This is a genomic window from Hanstruepera flava, from assembly GCF_023634025.1.
Lineage (GTDB): Bacteria > Bacteroidota > Bacteroidia > Flavobacteriales > Flavobacteriaceae > Hanstruepera > Hanstruepera flava.
The window spans coordinates 481,993-504,796 of the sequence record NZ_JALJCW010000001.1; the positions used below are offsets into that span (position 1 = coordinate 481,993).

General features: G+C 34.8%; 12 protein-coding genes. 11 read left to right on the plus strand and 1 reads right to left on the minus strand.

Annotation, left to right across the window (positions count from 1 at the left end; all coding sequences use genetic code 11):
* Positions 1–36: 36 nt before the first annotated feature.
* The 10 genes from MTX13_RS02275 (at position 37) to uvrB (ending at position 21,870) form a co-directional block, all read left to right on the plus strand.
* Positions 37–552, plus strand: coding sequence for a plasmid pRiA4b ORF-3 family protein (locus tag MTX13_RS02275; protein WP_250432794.1), 516 nt, complete (start codon positions 37–39; stop codon positions 550–552).
* A 135-nt stretch (positions 553–687) separates the two neighbouring features.
* On the plus strand, positions 688–1,584 hold the full coding sequence (locus MTX13_RS02280; protein WP_250432796.1) for an ABC transporter ATP-binding protein: 897 nt from the start codon (positions 688–690) through the stop codon (positions 1,582–1,584).
* 18 nt (positions 1,585–1,602) lie between these two features.
* Positions 1,603–2,427: an ABC transporter permease gene (locus MTX13_RS02285; RefSeq protein WP_250432798.1), complete on the plus strand. Its 825-nt coding sequence runs from the start codon at positions 1,603–1,605 to the stop codon at positions 2,425–2,427.
* Positions 2,428–2,454: 27 nt separating this feature from the next.
* Entirely contained in the window at positions 2,455–5,754 is a 3,300-nt protein-coding gene (locus tag MTX13_RS02290) for a T9SS type B sorting domain-containing protein (protein WP_250432799.1), read from the plus strand.
* Between the two features lie 4 nt (positions 5,755–5,758).
* Positions 5,759–8,212 (plus strand): T9SS type B sorting domain-containing protein, encoded by a 2,454-nt coding sequence (locus MTX13_RS02295; protein ID WP_250432800.1) that lies wholly within the window; start codon positions 5,759–5,761, stop codon positions 8,210–8,212.
* A gap of 4 nt (positions 8,213–8,216) precedes the next feature.
* Positions 8,217–10,604: a T9SS type B sorting domain-containing protein gene (locus tag MTX13_RS02300; protein ID WP_250432801.1), complete on the plus strand. Its 2,388-nt coding sequence runs from the start codon at positions 8,217–8,219 to the stop codon at positions 10,602–10,604.
* A gap of 39 nt (positions 10,605–10,643) precedes the next feature.
* Positions 10,644–12,485 (plus strand): T9SS type B sorting domain-containing protein, encoded by a 1,842-nt coding sequence (locus MTX13_RS02305; protein WP_250432802.1) that lies wholly within the window; start codon positions 10,644–10,646, stop codon positions 12,483–12,485.
* 89 nt (positions 12,486–12,574) lie between these two features.
* Positions 12,575–17,440 carry a T9SS type B sorting domain-containing protein gene (locus tag MTX13_RS02310; protein WP_250432803.1) on the plus strand — a complete coding sequence of 1,622 codons (4,866 nt, stop codon included), beginning with the start codon at positions 12,575–12,577 and terminating at the stop codon, positions 17,438–17,440.
* A 68-nt stretch (positions 17,441–17,508) separates the two neighbouring features.
* Positions 17,509–19,848, plus strand: coding sequence for a T9SS type B sorting domain-containing protein (locus tag MTX13_RS02315; protein WP_250432804.1), 2,340 nt, complete (start codon positions 17,509–17,511; stop codon positions 19,846–19,848).
* A gap of 18 nt (positions 19,849–19,866) precedes the next feature.
* A complete protein-coding gene (uvrB, locus tag MTX13_RS02320) occupies positions 19,867–21,870 on the plus strand; it encodes an excinuclease ABC subunit UvrB (protein ID WP_250432805.1) in 2,004 nt (667 codons plus the stop codon).
* On the opposite strand, the gene MTX13_RS02325 is transcribed toward uvrB, so the two are convergent.
* Positions 21,867–22,268, minus strand: a complete 402-nt coding sequence (locus MTX13_RS02325) for a TerB family tellurite resistance protein (protein WP_250432806.1) — start codon at positions 22,266–22,268, stop codon at positions 21,867–21,869. The two genes, uvrB and MTX13_RS02325, sit on opposite strands and share 4 nt — an antisense overlap.
* A gap of 226 nt (positions 22,269–22,494) precedes the next feature.
* Here MTX13_RS02325 and MTX13_RS02330 point away from each other — a divergent pair, with 226 nt between their 5' ends.
* On the plus strand, positions 22,495–22,788 hold the full coding sequence (locus MTX13_RS02330; RefSeq protein WP_250432807.1) for a DUF1456 family protein: 294 nt from the start codon (positions 22,495–22,497) through the stop codon (positions 22,786–22,788).
* Positions 22,789–22,804: the final 16 nt, after the last annotated feature.

Genomic DNA, 22,804 nt, shown 5'->3' on the forward strand with positions numbered 1-22,804 from the left:
CTAAAATAAAGTACATTTGCAAAATAAAATAACATCATGATTTACAGATTTAGAATTGTATTGGATAATGATAGTGAAGACGATATTTTTCGCGACCTAGAAATTCGTGAATCAGATTCATTTGAAGACTTGCACAATACCATAACACAATCCTTTGGGTTTGACGGCTCTGAAATGGCTAGCTTTTACATAAGTGATGATGAATGGAATCAAGGTGAAGAAATTTCACTTTTTGATATGAGTGATGGTATTAACAAAACTAAACTTATGGGAAACACAACCCTAAAAGATTTAGTCCATGAAGATCAAACCAAACTTATATACGTTTATGATTTTTTAAGCATGTGGACCTTTTATGTTGAACTGGCCGAGATAGTTGAGGAAGCTGAAGGAACAGACTACCCTAATCTTATGTTTGTACATGGGCAAGTTCCAGATGAAGCTCCTGAAAAATCTTTTGAAGCTGAAAATCTAGATGATTTTAATGATTACGAAGACGATTTAGATATTGAAGATTACGACAATCTCGATTTCGATGAAAACTGGAATTAATTTCTAATAAAACTTTAAAAAGCATTCTCTAAACAGAATGCTTTTTTATTTTTATGTAACAAAAAATTGAATCAGTCGTCATATTAACATTACCAACCCTTGTGAAATTGTATTTCACTTAAAAAATAAAATATCTTGGATACAATCCTAACCATTAATAATCTTACTAAAAAATTTGGTTACCTAACAGCTGTAAAAGATTTAAGTTTTACTATAAACAAAGGCAATGTTTATGGTATTCTAGGTCCAAACGGCAGTGGTAAATCTACAACTCTTGGTGTTGTTTTAAATGTTGTAAATAAAACCTCTGGAGATTTTCATTGGTTCGATGGCAATACAACTACACATAACGCTTTAAAAAAAGTAGGTGCTATTATTGAACGCCCTAATTTTTACCCATACATGAGTGCTTACCAAAACCTTAAACTGGTTTGCCGAATTAAAGGTGTTGATTATTCCAAGATTGACGAAAAGTTAGAAGTTGTTGGACTTTTAGATAGAAAGGACAGTAAATTTCAAACCTACTCTTTGGGTATGAAACAACGTTTGGCAATTGCTTCTGCATTACTCAATGATCCTGAAATTTTAATTCTTGACGAACCTACCAATGGTTTAGATCCTCAAGGAATCCATCAAATTCGTTCACTCATCAAAGAAATTGCAAGCAATGGCACAACCATTTTATTGGCCTCGCATCTATTGGATGAAGTTGAAAAAGTATGCTCGCATGTTGTTGTCCTACGAAAGGGCGAAAAACTCTATTCTGGTCGGGTTGACGAAATGATATCCAGCCATGGCTATCTAGAACTCAAGGCAGATGACACAGACAAATTAGTTCAATTTTTAGAAGCCAAGAAAATGTTTGGTAAAATTAAAGTTGAAGACGGTTTAATTACAGCATTTTTAGACGAACCTATGGATGCCAAATCGGTTAATCAACTTATGTTTGAAAACGGTATTACACTAACCCATTTGGTAAAACGTAAAGAAAGTTTAGAAGAACAATTTTTACAACTTACAGACAACAACTAATCAATCAAAACCAATCGCATGTTACGACTTCTTAAATTAGAATTACAAAAACTATTGTTAAACAGAACGAGTAAAGTACTCATCTTTATTTCATTTATTTTACCATTTACAGTTTTAATTCTATCGTCCATAAAAATTAATTTCTTTGGTTTTTTTACTTTGGAATTGGGTGAATTGGGCATCTTCAATTTTCCAATAATCTGGCATATAACTACATTTTTTGCATCGTATTTTAAATTCTTCTTTGCCATAGTTGTAGTTAGTATGATTGGTAATGAGTATAGCAATAAAACCATTAAGCAAAACTTAATAGATGGTTTGAGCAAAAAGGAGTTTATATTATCTAAATTTTATACCATTGTATTTTTCTCCCTTTTGGCAACTGTACTTATAAGTTTAGCCTCGTTCTTTATTGGCTTATACTATTCTAGTTATACTGAAGTGAATATCATTTTTAGGGAAACCGAGTTCTTGTTGGCCTATTTTGTAAAATTAGTCGGCTTCTTTAGCTTGTGTTTATTTTTTGGTATGCTTTTAAAACGTTCAGCATTTGCTTTAGGATTTCTGTTTATACTCTATATTGTGGAATGGATAGTTTTCGGGTTAATTTCTTGGAAGGCAGACATGGAAATAGCCGAAAAAATTCAAAACTTTTTCCCGCTAAAATCTATGTATAAGCTTATAGATCAGCCTTTTCAACGTATAATGATTACAAAATTTCCAGACAATGGCGATTTAGCTTATGATTATGGTGTACACGCATCAGAGATTATTATAGTACTGGCTTGGACAGCTTTATTTATCTTTTTATCGTTTAGATTATTAAAAAAGCGAGATTTGTAATATATTTGATAGTTATTGCTATCAAAAATGAAAAAAACACTCTTTTACATACTTTTCCTGTGCTTTGTCAGCACCTATAGTCAACGTCAAGCAGCCAACTGGTATTTTGGTGAAAATGCTGGAATTAGATTCGATATTAACAATAATATTATTCCTTTAAATGATGGTCGCTTAAATACTCGAGAAGGGTGTTCATCTATTTCTAACAATAATGGAGACTTATTGTTTTACACAGATGGCTCAACTGTTTACACCAACGTGCATACGGTTATGCGTAATGGTTCTGGGTTATTGGGTGACGATTCTAGTACACAGTCTGCTATTGTGGTTCCACGACCTAACCATCCTGATATTTATTACATTTTTACGGTAGGCTCTAATAATACAGGAAATGGTATGAAATATTCCGTAGTTGATATGTCCAGGGATATGGGGCGTGGCGAAGTAACCTTAAAAAATCAAAATCTACTATCACAGTCTGCTGAAAAAATTGCAGCAGTTTTAAAAGACTGTGAAACGGGTGCTATTTGGGTTATTGGTTTATCAGACTTTAATGGCACATCCATTTCCACATTAGATACCTTTCACGCTTTTGAAGTTACTGATGCGGGTATAAACACCACAGCTGTAAAATCTAATTTCGATAGAATTGGTATAACCGATGCACGTGGCTATTTAAAATTATCACCCGATGGTACCAAATTAGCCTGTACCAATACCACTAATGGTCTGTATTTATTTGATTTTGATGTCACGACAGGTTTTGCAAGTAATAGGCAACGTTTAACCGTACCAACTTCTAACAACAAACCTTATGGCGCGGAATTTTCACCTGATAGCCAAATGCTTTATGTTACGGCCTCAAATGATTTATTCGGGGATGGGGACAATAACCCTAGTAATCATTTTTCTGTTTTAGTGCAATACAATTTAGCAGCAGCAGATATAAGTGGTTCAGCATTTATAGTAGACCAAAGAAATGCATACAGAAGTGCCTTACAACTAGGCCCAGATGGCAGAATTTATAGGTCCATGGCGCAAACTTACGATATTGGGTCTCCGTTTTTAAGTACTATTAATAATCCTAATGCACTAGGAGCTGCCTGTAATTATGATAATAATTCAGTAACATTAAGTGCTAACTCCATGCAAGGCTTACCGCCTTTTATAGCTTCATTTTTTACTGAAAAAATTGATATTATTCGTAACGGCCAGGATACCACTTTCTTACCATTGTGCACCGGAGACACCTATACCTTAACAGCCGATGATATTCCAGGCGCTACCTACGAATGGACTTTTGACGGAACTGTATTGCCAGAAACCGATTACGATTTAGATGTTACCCAAGCTGGAACCTACGAATTAACAATAGACTTAAATAATGGAGACTGTGAGTATTTAGAAGGTGAAGCTATTGTAACGTATTTTGACATTCCAGTGGCCAACCCTGTAGGGAATTTTAATATCTGTGATGATGATAACGACGGCTCTTGGAATTTTGATTTAACCCAGCAAGATGCAGGTATTTTAGATACTCAAGATTCTACAATTTATAGCGTACATTATTTTGAATCGCAAATAGATGCTGATAATAATGAAAACGAAATAACGGGTCTTTACACCAACACTACAAATCCTGCAACGGTATATGCTAGAATTCATAATGATGGAAATGAAGACTGTTATGATACCATATCTTTTGACATAGAAGTTTTTAATACACCTTTGGCAAATCCTGTAGCAACTTTTGAACTATGTGATGACGATGCAGATGGCGATAACACCAATGGACAGATAAACATAAACTTACAGGATTTTGATGATGATATTTTAAATGGGCAAAATCCATTAGAATATAATGTTAGTTATCATTCATCTCAAGGTGATGCTGATACTGGCGATAACGCTTTACCGTCGATATATTATAATCAAACACCTTTTCAAGAAGAGATTTTTGTACGTGTGGAAAATGTAGATAACGATGATTGTTTTGACACCACCTCATTTGATGCCATTATTAATCCTATTCCACCATCGTTTGATGCCTCATTAATACAATGTGATGAAGATGGCACAGTTGATGGCTTTACTGTGTTTAACTTAAATGAAGCATTTGACGCGCTTACAGGCAACGCAACAGGCGTATTTATAGAATTTTACGAGTCCTTCCCTGATGCTCAATCTAGTAATAGTCCAGTAAATGCCAATGCCTATTTTAATACGGCTAATCCACAAATTGTATTTGCACGTGTAATAGATGATACAACATTATGCCACAGTATTGCTGAATTAACTTTAGAGGTTAGTACAACACAAATCAACGATTATCAAGCTCCTGAAGTCTGTGATGAATTAGATTCCGAAGATGGTATAAATACGTTTGATTTAGAGCAATTTACGGCAGTTATTCAAGCTGATAATGGCATAACATTCCCGGTAACTTACTACGAAACATATAATGATGCTTTACTAGAACAAAACGAATTAGCATCGCCTTACACCAACACAAACCCTTATAGCCAAACTATTTATTCTCGAGTTGAAAATAACAATGCTTGTTTTGGTATAGGTGAAGTCGTCTTAACCATAAATCCATTACCGCAATTAGAAGATGACGAAACACTACTGTATTGTTTAAACACGTTTCCAGATACAATTCCAATTGACGCTGGTATTGTAGGCGATTCACCTAATAATTATACTTACAGTTGGTCTACAGGACAAACAACATATGAAATTGATATTAATGCTGTAGGTGTATACACCGTAACTGCTATGAATATTTATGGCTGTACCAAATCTAGATCTATCACTATAGAACCTTCCAATATTGCAACATTTGAATCTATTGAAGTTATTGATGCGAGTGACAACAATACCATTACAGTTATAGTTTCAGGTGAAGGTGAATATGAATACGCTTTATACGATAAAGATGGACAACTGTATGCCACATACCAATCGTCTAATTATTTTGAAAACGTAAATCCTGGTTTATATACAGTTAGTGTGCGCGATGTAAAAAACAACTGTGGTATTGTTGATGATATTGTTTCTGTAATTGGTTTTCCTAAATTCTTCACACCAAACGGAGATGGCGATAATGATACATGGCAAGTAAGAGGTGTTTCGCAACAATTTCAACCGAATACCAAAATTTTAATTTTTGATCGCTACGGTAAATTGCTTAAACAGTTAAATCCTGTAGGTGATGGTTGGGATGGTACATTTAATGGCCAACAAATGCCTGTATCAGATTACTGGTTTACAGTTCAACTTCAAGATGGCAGACTTTATAGAAGTCATTTCACATTAAAACGATAACAAATTGAAATTAAAAGTGACATGGCACAATTTGATTTTGGCTTTTGTGTTTTGCTTAAGTCATCTTTGTCTTGTTGCCCAACAACCTACCGATTGTGTTAATGCCATTACAGTGTGCGGTGACTCTGATATTAATCTAGATGTCAACGGCATTGGAGTTCAAGAATTTATAGGATTAAACACTTGTAGTAGTGTAGAAAACAATAGTTTGTGGTTAAAAGTTACTGTTGTAAATAACGGAACTTTAGGATTTACATTAACACCTCAAAGTACTGACCTAAATGAAGACTATGATTTTTTTGTGTTCGGTCCTAACCCAAACTGTAATAATTTAAGCCCTGCCATTCGTTGTTCTACTACCAATCCACTTGGCGCAGGTTTACATTGGAATCTCACTGGAATGAATGGTGCAGAAACTGATACATCTGAAGGTCCTGGCCCTGATGGTAATAGTTTTGTACGTTGGCTCGATGTTGTTGCAGGAGATACATATTATATTGTTATTGATAGACCCATTGGAAACAGCCCTTTTAATCTTGAGTGGACAGGTACTGCAGAATTTGCAAGTCCGCCAACCAATGAGTCATCATCCTCTTTAGAATTAAATTTGTCGGAATGTGATGCCATACCACCGTTTGACGACTTTACTACTGCTTTTGATTTAAGTGTAAACACGGACTTAATTATTGGCTCACAGACAAATGTTACAGTTACTTATCACGAATCAGAAACAGATGCCAGTATTGGCAACAATCCAATAACAGGATTATACACCAACATTTCAAATCCACAAGAAGTTTATGCTAAAATAACTGACAATGATACGGGATGTTTTGAAATAATACCCTTCAGCCTTATAGTTGGTGATGGTGCAAACTATCCCACTCCATCAGATTATATTCTCTGCGATGATTACAACGACGGTGATAATACAAATGGTCAAGTTACCTTTGATCTTGCATCAAAAAATGAAGAAATACTAAACGGGCAAAATCCAGATGATTTAAATATAACATATCACGAGTCGTATTCAAATGCTGAATTTAGTCTTGATCCGCTACCAAACTATTATCACAACACAACACCTTATTTAGAAGAAGTTTTTATTAGAATTGAAAATGCTGCTAATGTAAATTGTTTTAGTATTAGAACATTAAACCTCGTTGTTTTAGAAACACCCGAAGCGTTTAATGCTGTACAAGTTCAATGCAGCTACTCTTCCTCTTCTATTTTTAATCTCACAAATTCCAACGATTCGCTTACTGGAAATACTAATGGCAGGTCAACACGGTTTTACACGAGTTATAATGATGCTCTAAATGATATTAATGTTATTTCAAATAGCGGTTCTTATTCAAACGTATCGAATCCTCAAACAATTTTTGTTCGGGTTATTGATGATAGTACTGGTTGTTTCAGTATTTCAGAATTGGAATTGCAAATTAGTAGCACAACGGTTAACAATACTCAAATTATAGAATGTGATACTGATGGAGTTGAGGATGGTTTGTTTCAATTTGATTTAAATCAAGCAAATGCAGACATTCTAAATGGAGCTCCTGTTGGAGCAACCATAGCATATTATGCTACTATTGATGATGCCATGTTAGAAACCAATGCACTTTCATCTTTGTATACCAATACAATACCTAACCAACAAGTTATTTTTGCTCGTGTAGAAAATGTTGAAGAATGTTATGGCATTGCAGAAATTGAACTCTTTGTATATAATCTACCTGATATTGATACAGAAGAAACTGTCTTTTATTGCCTAAACACCTACCCTAGCACGATAACGATTGATTCTGGCGAAATTACTTCACCTTCAAATTATTCATATCTGTGGTCAACTAATGAAACTACATATGCTATTAATGTGAATGAGGTTGGTATGTATACTGTTGAGGTTACAAATAATACTACAAATTGCAGTGTAATTAGGACTATAACTGTTGAACCCTCAAATATTGCAACAATTGAGTCGGTAGAGGTGGTTGATGCAACAGATAATAATTCTATAACAGTAATAACGTCCGGCGAAGGTGATTATGAATATGCGCTTTTTAACGAGTTTGGTTTGGCATACCCTTATCAATCCGAAAATAGTTTTAACAATATTATTCCTGGAATTTACACCTTAAGTGTAAGAGATGTAAAAAATAATTGTGGAATTGTAGATTACTCGGTTTCTGTCATCGGTTTTCCCAAAGTATTTACCCCTAATGGAGATGGTGATAATGACCTTTGGAACATAAAAGGACATTCAAATATTTTCAACCCCAATTCTAAAATACTAATTTTTGATAGATATGGTAAGTTACTAACACAAATAAATCCTTTTGGCCCAGGATGGGATGGTACTCTTAATGGTACACCCCTACCAGTTAATGACTATTGGTTTTCGGCTACCCTACAGGATGGACGTGTTGTTAAAGACCATTTCACCTTAAAACGATAATTTTTTGATTACAAGAAAAAAACATATACTCATTGCATTTTTAGCACTAATAAGTGTAACACTTACTGCTCAAAACCAAGCTGCCAATTGGGCATTTGGCGTACGGGCTGGATTAAACTTTAATTTTGGATATCCCATCCCTTTTGATGGCGCTCTAATTGACACACCCGAAGGGTGTTCCAGCATTTCTGATAGACTAGGAAATTTATTGTTCTATTCAGATGGCATTACAGTCTGGAATAAAAATAATGCTGTTATGCTTAACGGAACAGGATTACAAGGCGATAAATCTAGTACCCAATCTGCTTTAATTGTTCCAAAACCAGATGATGACACTATTTTTTACATCTTCACAGTAGATGACCGAGGTGGTGCAGGAGGCTTACGCTACTCTGAAGTCAATATGGCATTAGATGGTGGTTTGGGTGGTGTAACAAACAATAAAAATGTACTGTTAGCCAACCCAACAACCGAAAAAATCACTGCTATTGAAAGCTCTGACGGAAGGAGCATTTGGGTAATTAGTCACCGTTGGATGAGTAACGAGTATATTGCCTATCTGGTTTCAGATACTGGAGTAAATACTACTCCTGTAGTTTCTGCAGTAGGCTCCAACCATACTGGAGACATAAATAATACAATTGGTTATTTAAAAGCTTCACCTAACAGAGAAAAAATTGCTAGTGTTGTATCTTATGACTTAAGTGAAACTCAAATTTTTGATTTTGATGCGACTACTGGAGTTTTATCCAATCCGATAACAATTTCAAACTACAATTCAAATAACATTGGACCATATGGCTGTGAGTTCTCACCAGATAGTAATTTATTATATGTAACAGAAATTGACAGAAGTTCAGGTACATCAAAAGTGCATCAATACGATTTAACATTAAACAGCCAGGCTGCCATAATAAATTCAGATATAATTATTGGTGAAGTAGATGAAGAATTAGGGGCTGTGCAACAAGCACTGGACGGCAGACTGTATATTGCCATTGAAGGCGGTCAATATTTATCGGTTATTGCTAACCCAAACGAACGTGGTGCTGATTCTAATTTTGAGTTTGAAGGTGTGCATCTTGGTGGCAATAGTAGTCATTTTGGTTTACCACCTTTTATCCAATCGTATTTTTTTGCAACCAATGTATTTAGAAACACCTGTTATGGAGATACTACTGAATTCACCATAAATACGTCTACTGTTATAGATAGTATACATTGGGATTTTGGTGATCCTGCATCTGGCAGTGATAATACCTCAACCGATTTAAATCCTACTCATGTATTTACAACAACCGGTGAGTTTTTGGTGACCATTTCAATTGATACGGAAGGTGAAATACAAACGGTGTATAGAACCCTAATAATATCAGAACAACCTGAAGAACTTGATTTAGAACCTCTAGTTGGTTGTGAGGTTGACAATGGAACAGCTGAATTTAATTTAATTTCTGCCATCCCACAAGATATTATTGATGACGATACTATTGCTATTTCCTACTATGAGGATTTAACTGATGCTGAAAACTTTTTCAATCCTATTATCAATGTAAGCACCTATACAAATACAGCTAATCCTCAAATAATTTATGTACGATTACAAAACAGCATAAGAGGAGATTGCTATAGTATTAGTGAATTGGAGTTACAGGTTGCAGAACGTCCGATTATTGAAGAAACCGATTCGGCTTTCTTTTGCATAAACGAACCAGACGCATCTATATTTATTGATGCTGGCCCTTTGGAGGATAATGTATCAAACTATAATTTTTTATGGCTTGATAGTAATGAAACAACTTATGAGATTGAAGTTCAATCGCAAGGTACATATACGGTTAGAATAACGCCAATTAACACCATAACACCTCAAAATCCCGATGGCTGTTTTGCTGAAAGAGTTGTAACCGTGAGCACTTCTGGCATAGCCACAATTAATTCCATACAGGTTAGTGGCAATTCAGCAACGATTAATGCGTCTGGAATTGGAGAGTACGAGTATGCTATAGATGACAGCGACGGGCCTTATCAAGATAATAATAGTTTTACCAATTTAGAACCTGGTATCCATATAGCTTATGTGCAAGATAAAAATGGCTGTGGCATTGTACAAGGTTCATTTTCAATAATTGGATTTCCTAAAATATTCACACCAAATGGTGATGGCGAAAACGATTATTGGCAAGTTCAAGGTATTTCAGGCCAGTTTCAACCTAATTCTAAAATTTACATTTTCGACAGATATGGCAAGCTATTAAAGTCACTTTCTCCCGCAAGTCAAGGTTGGGACGGAACATTTAATGGGAGCCAGATGCCAACAGATGATTACTGGTTTTCAGTAATTCTAGAAGACGGCAGAACGTATCGTGATCACTTTACTCTTAAACGTTAAGTTTTTATGTTGTACATTTAATACAGCAACTTCTATTGAATGTATCGTAACCTAATTTATATAGTTTTAAGCGTTGTTTTATCTAACTCGGTGTTTGGTCAAGAAATAGAGTTATTCCAGCAATTTAATGGTCGTTATGATTATTTGGCAATTGGCAATACACTTAACCAATTCGAAAACAATATTGATAGGAGTTTTTGTGAAATCTTACCAGAATCCAGTGCTGATTTAAATTTGGCTAGTAATAGAACAATAATTGCAGCGTATTTGTACTGGGCAGGATCGGGAACGGGAGATGACACAATAACACTCAATAATACTGAATTTGTTGCAGATAATATTTATACTGTAGATTATAATGATGCAACATGGGGTTTACTCAATTATTTTTCGTGCTATGCCGATATTACTAATTATATTATCAGTACCGGAAATGGCACATATACATTTTCAGACCTTGATATTTCAGAAACATTAAACAACAACGAAGGGTATTGTGAAAACCGCACAAATTTTGGAGGTTGGAGTATTTATATAATATATGAAGACACTAATTTACCCATAAACCAAATAAACCTATTTCAAGGTTTAGATATTATTAACCGAAATGTCCAAGAACTAATTATATCACTTGACAATGTAAATGTTTTAGACAATACAGGAGCCAAAATTGGTTTTCTAGCTTGGGAAGGCGATGCCATTTTAGATTTTGGCGAATCACTGTTAATAAATGGGAATTTAATTTCCAATCCACCTTTAAATCCTGGAAACAATGCTTTTAACGGAACCAATTCCTTTACGAACAGTTCTACCTTTTACAATGCCGATTTAGATGTCTACAACATTGAAAACAATATCGAAATTGGTGACACGTCAGTTGAAATAAAATTAACCACCGGAGACTTTGACGAATTTGGTATTCTTCGTGCCGATTTAATTATAATCAATAACATCATTACCGTTTTAAACAGCCAACTACCAGATGCCACTATACAATTAGACGATTTTATATTAGAATGCGTTAGTAGAGACATTTTATGTAATTATACGGTTTACAATGTAAATTGCACTGAAGTTTTACCTGCTTTTACGCCTATTGCTTTTTACGCAAACAATGAGTTAGTTGCCCAATCTGAAACACTAAACACAATTCCAATTGATGGATCTGAAACGCAAAGTATTAACATTACTATTCCCGATAACATTCCTGATAATTTTACTTTAGAACTAGCAATAGATGACGATGGAACCCGAAACGGGATTGTTATTGAGCTAAATGAATTAAATAACTCCTCGTTCCAAAATATAGAGCTTATTCCTGAACCTCCAGTAGTTACCCTAGAACCACTTTTAGCTTGTGATGTTGGATTTGATACAGCAGAATTTGATTTAACTGAACAATTGGAACATATAGATTACAATACTATTGATGATGTTGCCTTTTATGAGTCTTATGAAGATTTAATTAATCAAAATAATGCTATTAGTATTCCAGAGATATACGAAAACAGGTCTGACCCTCAATCTATTTTTATTCGAGTTGAGAATACTATCTGTTTTGATAATTATGTTTTTGACCTAACTGTAGAAAATTGCCCACCTTATATTCCCGAAGTTTTCACTCCAAACAATGATGGCTTTAACGATTGGTTTAACATTCAAGGTTTATATAACATTTTTGAAAATCATAAACTCTTAATCTATAATAGATTTGGCACTTTGATTTTCGAAGGCGACAACAACCTCAAATGGTATGGCCGCACCAATAGAGGCATAAACAATTTAAATAAATTGGTCCCTGTAGGTACTTACTACTATGTCTTATATCCCAACGATAATAATTACAAGACTTGGACAGGTTGGGTGTATGTAAATTATTAAATGTTAAAATTTAATGTATTTCATCGATGTTTTTTGCATTTTGTCTGATTTAAATTTACTTTTCAGTCCCAAATCATAAAAAAAGGACTTTGTTAAAATTTAAAGAAGTAAAAAATCCCTCGACCTATACCACTACCTTGTGTTTTATTGTAGCACTATTTTGTTTTAAAACAAATATACTAGCACAACAAATTACAATAAATAGTAACATTTCTGCTCAACAACTTATTGAAGATAATTTGGTTCAAGGTTGTGTTGAAGTTTCTAATATCACATCAAATAGTAATGGTAGTATTAATCAAATTGCCAGTTATGGATATTTTGAGCGTTCATCCTCTGCATTTCCTTTTGAAAATGGTATCATGTTGTCAACCGGTAGCGCCAACGCAGCCGGCAACACGACCAATGCCAACACCTTAAATGATGGTGAAACCAATTGGTTAACGGATTCGGATCTTGAAACAGCATTGGGTATTAGCAATACGCTAAATGCCACGTCAATAGAGTTTGATTTTGTTTCTGTTACCAACCAAGTACAATTCAACTATATTTTAGCTTCTGAAGAATACTACGCTAACTACCCATGTGAATATTCTGATGGATTTGCCTTCTTAATTAAAGAAGCTGGCACACCAGACCCCTATATTAACATTGCCGTCATTCCTGGTACAAACATTCCCGTTAACACCAATACAATTCATGAAGAAATCGTAGGGTTTTGTAACGCCGAAAATGAGCAATATTTTGAAGGTTATAATTTAGGCGATACAAACTTTAATGGTAGAACAACCGTTTTAACAGCTAGTGCAAATATTCAACCTAATGTACAGTATCATATTAAATTAGTCATTGCAGATCAAACTGATGAAAATTTTGATTCAGCAGTATTTATTGAAGGAAATAGTTTTAATGCTTCAGTTAATTTAGGTCCAGATATTACAACATGTGCAGATAGTATAACACTTAATGGTGATACTCAAAATCCGTTGGCTACTTATGAATGGTTTAATAGCGGAAGCATTATTAATGGCGAAAACAATCCTACACTAACTGTAAACAATTCAGGAACCTACACTGTTAATGTTTCTATTCCTATAAATAATACGACTTGTGAAATTACCGACACCATTAACATAACTCTAAATTCTGAACAATCAGCTGGTAACATACCAGATTTTGAAGTTTGTGATGACAACAGTAATGATGGTGTTGAAACATTTAGTCTATCTGTAATGGATCCTGATGTTTTAGCTGCAGTACCATCTGGAAACTATAATATTAGCTACCACTTAAACCAAGCAGATGCCCAAAACGGCATATCGGCTATTACGTCACCAATTCAAAATTCAGCAAACCCACAAACTATTTATGTAAGAATTGAAGACATTGACAACGGTTGTTTAGCTTTTACTACTTTTAATTTAATTGTCAATCCATTGCCAATAATTATGCCTCCTACACGTCTGGAGGTTTGTGACGATGCCACTTCAGATGGTATAACAACAATAGATTTAACGGTAAAAGATTCAGAAATTACAAACGGAAATAGCAACTACACTGTTAATTACCATTATACTCAAAGTGATGCCGATTCTGGCACAAATCCTGTACCAGTCCCCTATGTAAATACAACCCAAACGGAATTACTTTACGTTAGTGTTACCGATAATGCAACTGGATGTATTAATACCACGACACTTATTGTAACTGTTTTAGATGCACCTGATATTAATAATGAAACGCAAACCATTAATGCCTGCGAACAAGATAACGACGGTTTTGAAGTATTTGATTTATCTGAAGTTATAGACGATGTCTTACAAGGTTTAACCAATGTTTCTACAACATTTCATGAATCCTATCCAGATGCCGAAACAGGCAATAATCCCATAGGTAATTTTCAAAATTATACGAATACAATACCAAATGTTCAGACTGTTTACATACGCGTAGTTGATAACCTAACTGGATGTGTTTCAATTGCCAGTATAATACTTCACACCAATATTCTAGATACAGCTACCAACATTAGAAATTTTTCCAGGTGCGATGATGAGTCAAATGACGGCATTGTAGAATTCAATTTAGAAAATATTGCCAATAACATTATTAACGGATTGAATGATGTAACCGTATATTTTTACGAAACTGAAGATGATCGTGACAATAATGCAAATGCTATTGACCAAACCGTACCGTATGAGGTAACCAATTCACCGCATCAATTATTTATTTCAATACAAAATCCAGATTGTACTTTTAATTCAGAAATAAGCCTGATTATTAACGAAGCAACTATAATTCAAACATTAAACCCAGTTACCTATTGCGATACTGATGATGACACTTTTACTTCAATTGAATTAAGTGTTTTTGATAGCTATGTAAGCACCGGAATACCTAATGCCAATGTCAATTATTATCTCAATGAAAATGATGCTTTGGATGATGTTAATCCATTACCTCCATTTCACACTAACACAACAAACCCCTTAACGCTTTATGTTCGGGTTACAAATACAGCTACAAATTGTTACGATGTAGAAGCATTGGAAATTGAAGTATTACCCGCACCAACAACTACTCAAGCTTCTGACATAATAGTTTGTGATGATGATCAGGATGCTTTTACTATGGTAAATCTAGAAAATAAAATATCAGAAATGGTTACCAATACTTCTGGATTAAACATATCGTTTCACACATCAATTAGTGATGCCGAAAATAGTTTGAATGCTATAACCAATACAACTACATATTCAGCAAATACACAAACCATTTATACAAGAATAGAAAATGATTCCACGGGTTGCTTTTCTATTGAATCATTTGAAATCATCGTTAATACCTTACCTGAATTTTCAACGATTACCAACTTTAGAAATTGCGAAACCGATGGTAATCAAGTTGCCGATTTCTTATTTTCTGATAAGGATAACGAAATTTTAAACGGTCAGGGTGGAAAACGCGTGCTATACTTTGAAACACAAACCGATGCTGCCAATCGCACTAATATTATTGATAAGAACAGTAACTATCAAAACACTTCAAATCCACAAACTATATTTTGCAGAGTAGAAAACATAAGTGATATAGACTGTTATGGAATAGACTCTTTTGTTATTGAAGTTGGTTCAATTCCTATTTTTAATGCACCATTGGACATGTTTCTATGTGATGATATGAGTAACGATGGTCAAGAAGATTTTGATTTATCACAAATTGAACAAGACATGGCTCAAGGTAGTCCAGATAACTTAACCATCACGTTTTACACCTCATTAGACGATGCCGAGAATGAAGAAAACGAAATACCATTAAACTTTACCAATCAAACCAATCCGCAACAAATTTATGCGCGTATTGAAAATGGTACCTACTGTCATGGCATAGCAGAATTTGGGCTCAACGTTATTCAAGTGCCGCTTGTTAACCAAGCATCGGCTATGGAGCAATGCGATACTGATTATGATGGTTCGGTTGGTTTTGATTTAACAGTATCAGAAATTGAGGTACTAGATGTGCGTCAAAACGATATTGTAGTTAGCTACCATGAATCTTTAGACGATTTAGAAGCCAATTCAAACCCAATTCAGAATCCAAACAATTATAATAACACATCAAATCCACAAACCGTTTATATTCGTGTTACCAATACAGTTTCCAACTGTTATGTTGCTTTACCTTTAGAATTAATAGTTAACCTACCTCCTACCATTAATGCCATAGGAAATTTTGAAACTTGTGATAATGATTCTGATAGTTTTGAACTAGATAATACTATTGAAGCATTAATTGGAAACCAAACAAATGTAGACATAAACTTCTACAGCTCACAGCTTGATGCCGATAACGATCAAAACCCATTAAATAGTACCTACAACTATACATCAAATAGTGATACTATTTTTGTTAGAGCCGAAAACACGCTAACGGGTTGCTTTACCACGGCATCATTCAATTTAATAGTTAATCCATTACCTTCAGCTGGAAATGCGCCTGATATGGAAGCCTGTGATGATGATTATGATGCCTTGCTAATTTTCGATCTATCGCAACAAACACCTTTTGTGTTAGGCGGAATAAACCCAAATGACTATACCGTTTCCTATTTTGAATTACTTGAAGAAGCAACCGATAATACCAATCCAATTATAGATTTAAACTACGAAGCGTTTCATGAGCAAACCATTTATGCGCGTCTAGAAAACAATGCAACAGGTTGCTTTACAACAACAAGTTTCATGACCTTAATTCAGCGTAAACCAGAGGTAGTAATACCCGATCAAACCGTTTGTTTAGACAATTTACCATTAGTGGTTTCTGCTGAAACAGGATTTGATACAGATTCCTATTTATGGTCAAACAACCAGTCAACACCTGAAATTGAAATTACTCAAATAGGTACCTATTCGGTTACGGTTACTTCAGCTTATGGTTGTACCACAACAGCAACTTTTAACGTCATTGAGTCAGAACAAGCTACAATTGAATTCACAGAAACTATAGATTTTTCAGACCCCAATAATATAACCGTTACCATTAGTGGTATTGGCAACTATGTTTATATTCTAGATGGTGGGCCGCCTCAAGAATCAAACACGTTTTACAATGTGACTTTAGGGCCTCATACCATTGAAGTTTACGATTTAAACGGATGTGCTTCGGCTATAAAAGACATTGTAATAATTGATGCGCCTTTATTTTTTACACCTAATAACGATGGACAAAACGATACCTGGCACATTACAGGAGTTGATCAATTAGTAGGAACCATAGTCTATATTTACGACCGTTATGGTAAGCTTATCAAAACCTTAAGGCATACATCGCAAGGTTGGGACGGCATGTATAATGGAAGACCCATGCCAACCAACGACTATTGGTTTGTTGCCCATGTTAAAAAAGGAAACAAACAATTTGAAGTCAGGCGCCATTTTACATTGAAACGCTAATTTTCTTTAACCATTTTTAAGCATATAAAAATAGTATAATCCTTATCTTTGCAATCCAATAGAAATGCATGAAGAAGGCTCTATTATTCTTAACTTGTTTTACTACTGTTTTTGCTTGGTCTCAAAATGTCCAAGTAGATGCTCAAAGCTACACACCACAACAGCTTATTGAAGATATTTTAATAGGAAGTGATTGCATTACTGATGTTATGGTTACTAATGTAGTTGGTGGTAATTTTAATGGAACCGATGAAAGTTATGGATATTTTGATGCTTCGGGTTCTAATTTCCCTTTTGCAAATGGTTTGGTTTTAAGTACGGGTCGCTCACAAAATGTTGAAGGTCCAAACGACTCTTTAAGTGATGATGATGCACCAGGTTGGATAGGCGACGAAGATTTAGAGCGTGTTCTTCAAGAATCGGAAACACTAAATGCAACCATTATAGAATTCGATTTTCTGTCTAACTATGCTTCACAAATAAGTTTTAGGTATGTATTTGCTTCAGAGGAATATCAAGAAGGTAATAGCAATACCTGCCAATATTCTGATTTATTTGGATTTCTCATTCGGCCAACCAATCAGCAAGAGTATGAAAATATTGCGTTAGTTCCAGACACAACAACTCCTATTAAAGTCACTACAGTGCATTCCGGAATCCCTGGAACTGGTGGCTGCGACCCTATTAACGAAAGTTATTTTGGCAGTTGGAACGACACCAGTGCTCCCATTAATTTTAATGGACAAACAAAAGTATTACGAGCCGTTGCAAATGTTTTACCTAACGTTACGTATCATGTAAAATTGGTGATTGCAGACCATATTAACTACCGTTATGATTCTGCTGTATTTTTAGAAGCTGGTAGTTTTCAATTATCAACAGATTTAGGACCTAATAGATTAATTGCCAACGACAATGCACTTTGCGAAAATGAGACTTATACGTTAACCAGCAGTGTTCCTGGCTCTGCCATTGCAACCTATACATGGTTTAAAGATGGAATTGAGCTTATGAGTGAAACAAACCCAACATTACAGGTAAGTGCACCAGGCACTTACAGTTTAGAGCTATACAATGGTGTGAATTGCACCTTTTATGGTGAAGTAGTTATTGAATACGCATCAGACCCAATAGTATCAGATACCACACTAATTAACTGTGATATAGGTTTAGATGGTTATACTACCTATAATCTATTTGACGCTGTAAATAACATAACATTAGGAGACAACACGTTAAATGTGGTCAACTTTTTTGAGTTGTTGACTGATGCTAATCAAAACAATAGCCCAATTCCAAATCCCAGTTCATATAGTAATACTAGCATTTTACAAACTGTTTTTGCTAGAGTTGAAAACAGAAGTGGTTGCTATTCAATAGCAGAAGTATTATTAGACATTTCAAACAATTCTGTTACACTCTCTGATTTTGAAATTTGTGATGATAACAATGATGGCCATGCAACATTTAATGTTTCTGAAATCATCGATTTTATTCAATCTCAAAATAATGTCCCAACGGGTTCAGCAATCACATTGTATACTTCTGAATCCGATTTAATTAGTCAGACAAACCCTATTTCTGGTTCATTTGAAAATACAAACCCAAATCAGCAAACCTTATGGGTTCAAATCACCAATAGCGGAAACTGCTTCGCCTATACCACTATTGATTTAGTTGTGAATCCTATACCTGAATTAGAACCCGACGAAAACCTCATCTACTGTCTAAATACTTTCCCGAATACTTTAACCTTAAATGCTGGTGTAAGAAATGGTAATCCCAATAGTTATACATATGAATGGTTCAGAAATGGCACTAACCTAAACATCAATAACTCCCAAATTGCAATTAATGAGGTGGGGAATTATTTAGTAACGGTAACCCATCCATCAGGTTGTAGTACCTCTCGATCTATTTTGGTTGAAGCATCCAATCTGGCTACAATTACAAACATTGCAGTAGAAGAAGCCACCAACAACAATTCAATTACAATTACGGTTTCGGGCGAAGGTGATTATGAATACGCACTAAATAATGGTACGTATCAAGATAGTAACACCTTCACGTATCTTTCGCCTGGCTTCTACACAGTTTCCGTTAAAGATAAAAATGGTTGTGGTATCATTACAGAAGACACAGCTATTTTAGGGTTTCCAAAATTTTTCACACCAAATGGCGATGGTGATAATGACACTTGGAAACCGCTAGGCGTTAGTCAGAAAAATGCTGGAATACGCGTGCTTATTTTTGACCGCTACGGAAAGTTACTAAAAGAAATTGACGGTAATGATTATGGTTGGGATGGTCAATTGAATGGTCAGAATCTTACCAGTACAGATTATTGGTATTTAGCCATACTACCTAATGGCAAAGAATTTCGAGGGCATTTTGCACTCGTGCGTTAATTCTACTAGATTTGTAATATGCGATTCAAAATTCAATCTGATTTCAAACCTACGGGAGACCAACCACAGGCTATTTCACAACTAGTTGGTGGTATTTCTTCCAACGAAAAATACCAAACCCTATTAGGTGTTACCGGTTCTGGTAAAACATTTACGGTGGCCAATGTTATTCAAGAGGTTCAAAAACCTACTTTGGTTTTAGCTCACAACAAAACTTTGGCTGCACAGTTGTATTCAGAATTCAAACAGTTTTTCCCGGATAATGCTGTTGAATATTTTGTGTCGTATTACGACTATTACCAACCTGAAGCATATATTCCAGTTTCAGGTGTTTACATTGAAAAAGACCTTTCTATAAACGAAGAAATTGAAAAAATGCGTTTAAGCACAACGTCATCGCTACTTTCGGGTCGTCGTGATGTGTTAGTCGTAGCATCTGTGTCATGTTTATATGGTATTGGTAACCCAGTTGAATTTCAAAAGAACGTTATATCATTAGAACGCGATCAGGTTATTTCTCGAACAAAGCTGCTACATCAATTGGTACAGAGCCTATATTCCAGAACCGAAGCCGAATTTAATCATGGTAACTTCAGAATAAAAGGTGATACGGTTGATGTTTTTCCAAGTTATGATGATCATGCATTTCGTATTCATTTTTTTGGTGATGAAATTGAAGATATTGAGGCTTTTAATGTTCAGACCAATGAAGTTTTAGAAAAATATGACAGGCTTAATATCTATCCAGCCAATATGTTTGTAACTTCCCCTGAAGTACTTCAAAACGCTATTAAAGACATTCAGGATGATTTGGTAAAACAATACGATTATTTTAAAGATATTGGCAAACATTTGGAAGCCAAGCGGCTTAAGGAACGTACAGAGTTTGATTTAGAAATGATTCGCGAATTAGGGTATTGTTCTGGTATTGAAAACTACTCGCGGTATCTAGATGGAAGACAGCCAGGAACGCGACCATTCTGTTTACTGGATTATTTTCCAGATGATTATTTAATGGTAGTAGATGAAAGTCACGTTACCATTTCGCAGGTTCACGCTATGTATGGAGGTGATAGAAGCCGTAAGGAAAATCTTGTTGAATATGGATTCAGGCTTCCTGCTGCCATGGATAACAGGCCTTTAAAATTTGAAGAATTTGAGGCCCTACAAAATCAGGTTATTTATGTGAGTGCTACTCCAGCCGATTATGAACTGCAAAAGACCGATGGTGTATATGTTGAGCAAGTTATTCGTCCAACTGGATTATTGGATCCTGAAATAGAAGTCAGACCGAGTTTAAACCAGATAGATGATTTAATTGAAGAAATTCAGCAACGTGTTGAAAAAGACGAGCGCACTTTGGTAACTACGCTTACCAAACGCATGGCTGAAGAATTGACAAAGTATTTAACACGCATTCAAATTCGAGTGAGGTACATCCATAGTGATGTTGATACTCTTGAACGCGTAGAAATTATGCAAGACTTACGTAAAGGTTTATTTGATGTCCTAGTCGGTGTAAACTTACTCCGTGAAGGTTTAGATTTACCTGAAGTATCATTAGTTGCTATTTTAGATGCTGATAAAGAAGGATTTTTACGTTCTGCACGATCGCTTACCCAAACTGTTGGACGTGCAGCTAGAAACTTAAATGGCAAAGCCATTATGTATGCCGATAAGATTACCAAAAGCATGCAAAAAACTATTGACGAGACTGAATACAGACGTCAGAAGCAAATTACCTATAACACAGAAAACAATATAAAGCCCAAAGCACTAAACAAAAGTTTAGATAATGCCTTGGCAAAAAATTCGGTTAGCACCTACAGTTATGAGTTAGAAGCTCAAAAAGCTGCTGAACCAGAAAGCGAATACTTGACGAAAAGCCAACTGGAAAAGAAAATTCGAGAAAAACGCAAACTTATGGAAGTAGCCGCAAAAGCTCTTGACTTTTTAGAGGCCGCAAAATTTAGAGATGAGATTAAAGTTTATCAGCAAAAGCTGGAGAAACTTAAGGTTTAATTATATTGTACCTTAAAAATGTCGATTAACACATCTGGCGGAACTATCTTGTTTGGAAAGCTCTCCATTAAATACAAAACCTTTCTAATGGATTCCTGACTCAATCCCATTCGTAAACCGTAATTATGAAGTTTCGCAATTTCTTTTGGTGTGTGTTCATTATCTATATTCATTAATAAAACCAATCTGTGAAACTGTACAATACGTTCGCTATGGGATTCTAAATGGATATAATTTATGGGATGGTCTATTAAATAATCAAAATCTTCTCGTGAAATATCAAGCTGCTTCGCTATCGCTAAAAGAAAATTATATTCAATAGGCTTTAAATTGCTTTCGGTTTTTGCAAACGAAATCATTTCAGATAGGAGGCTTAATTTTTCAACCCTGTTTATCATGTGAGGAATAGATTAATTATTACTGTTATAAAGATACGGAGATAGACCTTTAAATAATCCGCTATAAATTGTAACTTGTCGAAAATTTTAATGCTTTTTATCGGTATTTTTAATCATTTACTCAAAGTAGTCTTTTCAATTCACTGAAAAACAGCTTTTTAATGTGTTTTTGCGTTTCATCGATAATTCTTAAAAGCATGAGACAAATCATATTTAAAAGTGACCCATGACAAATAATGATATTTTTAAAAAATTAAGAGTCGCTCTACAGTTAAGAGATGATGAAATTGTGAAGATTTTAGAACTTGTAGACTTTAGAATTTCTAAAAGTGAGCTTGGTGCCTTTTTTAGAAAAGAAGATCACCCTAAATATAAAGAATGTGGCGACCAAATATTACGCAATTTCTTAAATGGGCTCGTTATACATTTAAGAGGCCCTAAACCAAAGAAGAAACCTAACACCAACTCCAAACCAAATTCACCTCATAACGGAAAGTCAAATAATTCTAAAAATAACTAGTTTATTTTTTTTATTT

Coding starts and splice junctions, on each gene's coding strand:
- MTX13_RS02275 (WP_250432794.1), top strand. CDS start 37: ATGATTTACAGATTTAGAATTGTATTGGATAATGATAGTGAAGACGAT.
- MTX13_RS02285 (WP_250432798.1), top strand. CDS start 1,603: ATGTTACGACTTCTTAAATTAGAATTACAAAAACTATTGTTAAACAGA.
- MTX13_RS02290 (WP_250432799.1), top strand. CDS start 2,455: ATGAAAAAAACACTCTTTTACATACTTTTCCTGTGCTTTGTCAGCACC.
- MTX13_RS02305 (WP_250432802.1), top strand. CDS start 10,644: ATGTATCGTAACCTAATTTATATAGTTTTAAGCGTTGTTTTATCTAAC.
- MTX13_RS02315 (WP_250432804.1), top strand. CDS start 17,509: ATGAAGAAGGCTCTATTATTCTTAACTTGTTTTACTACTGTTTTTGCT.
- uvrB (WP_250432805.1), top strand. CDS start 19,867: ATGCGATTCAAAATTCAATCTGATTTCAAACCTACGGGAGACCAACCA.
- MTX13_RS02325 (WP_250432806.1), bottom strand. CDS start 22,268: ATGATAAACAGGGTTGAAAAATTAAGCCTCCTATCTGAAATGATTTCG.
- MTX13_RS02330 (WP_250432807.1), top strand. CDS start 22,495: ATGACAAATAATGATATTTTTAAAAAATTAAGAGTCGCTCTACAGTTA.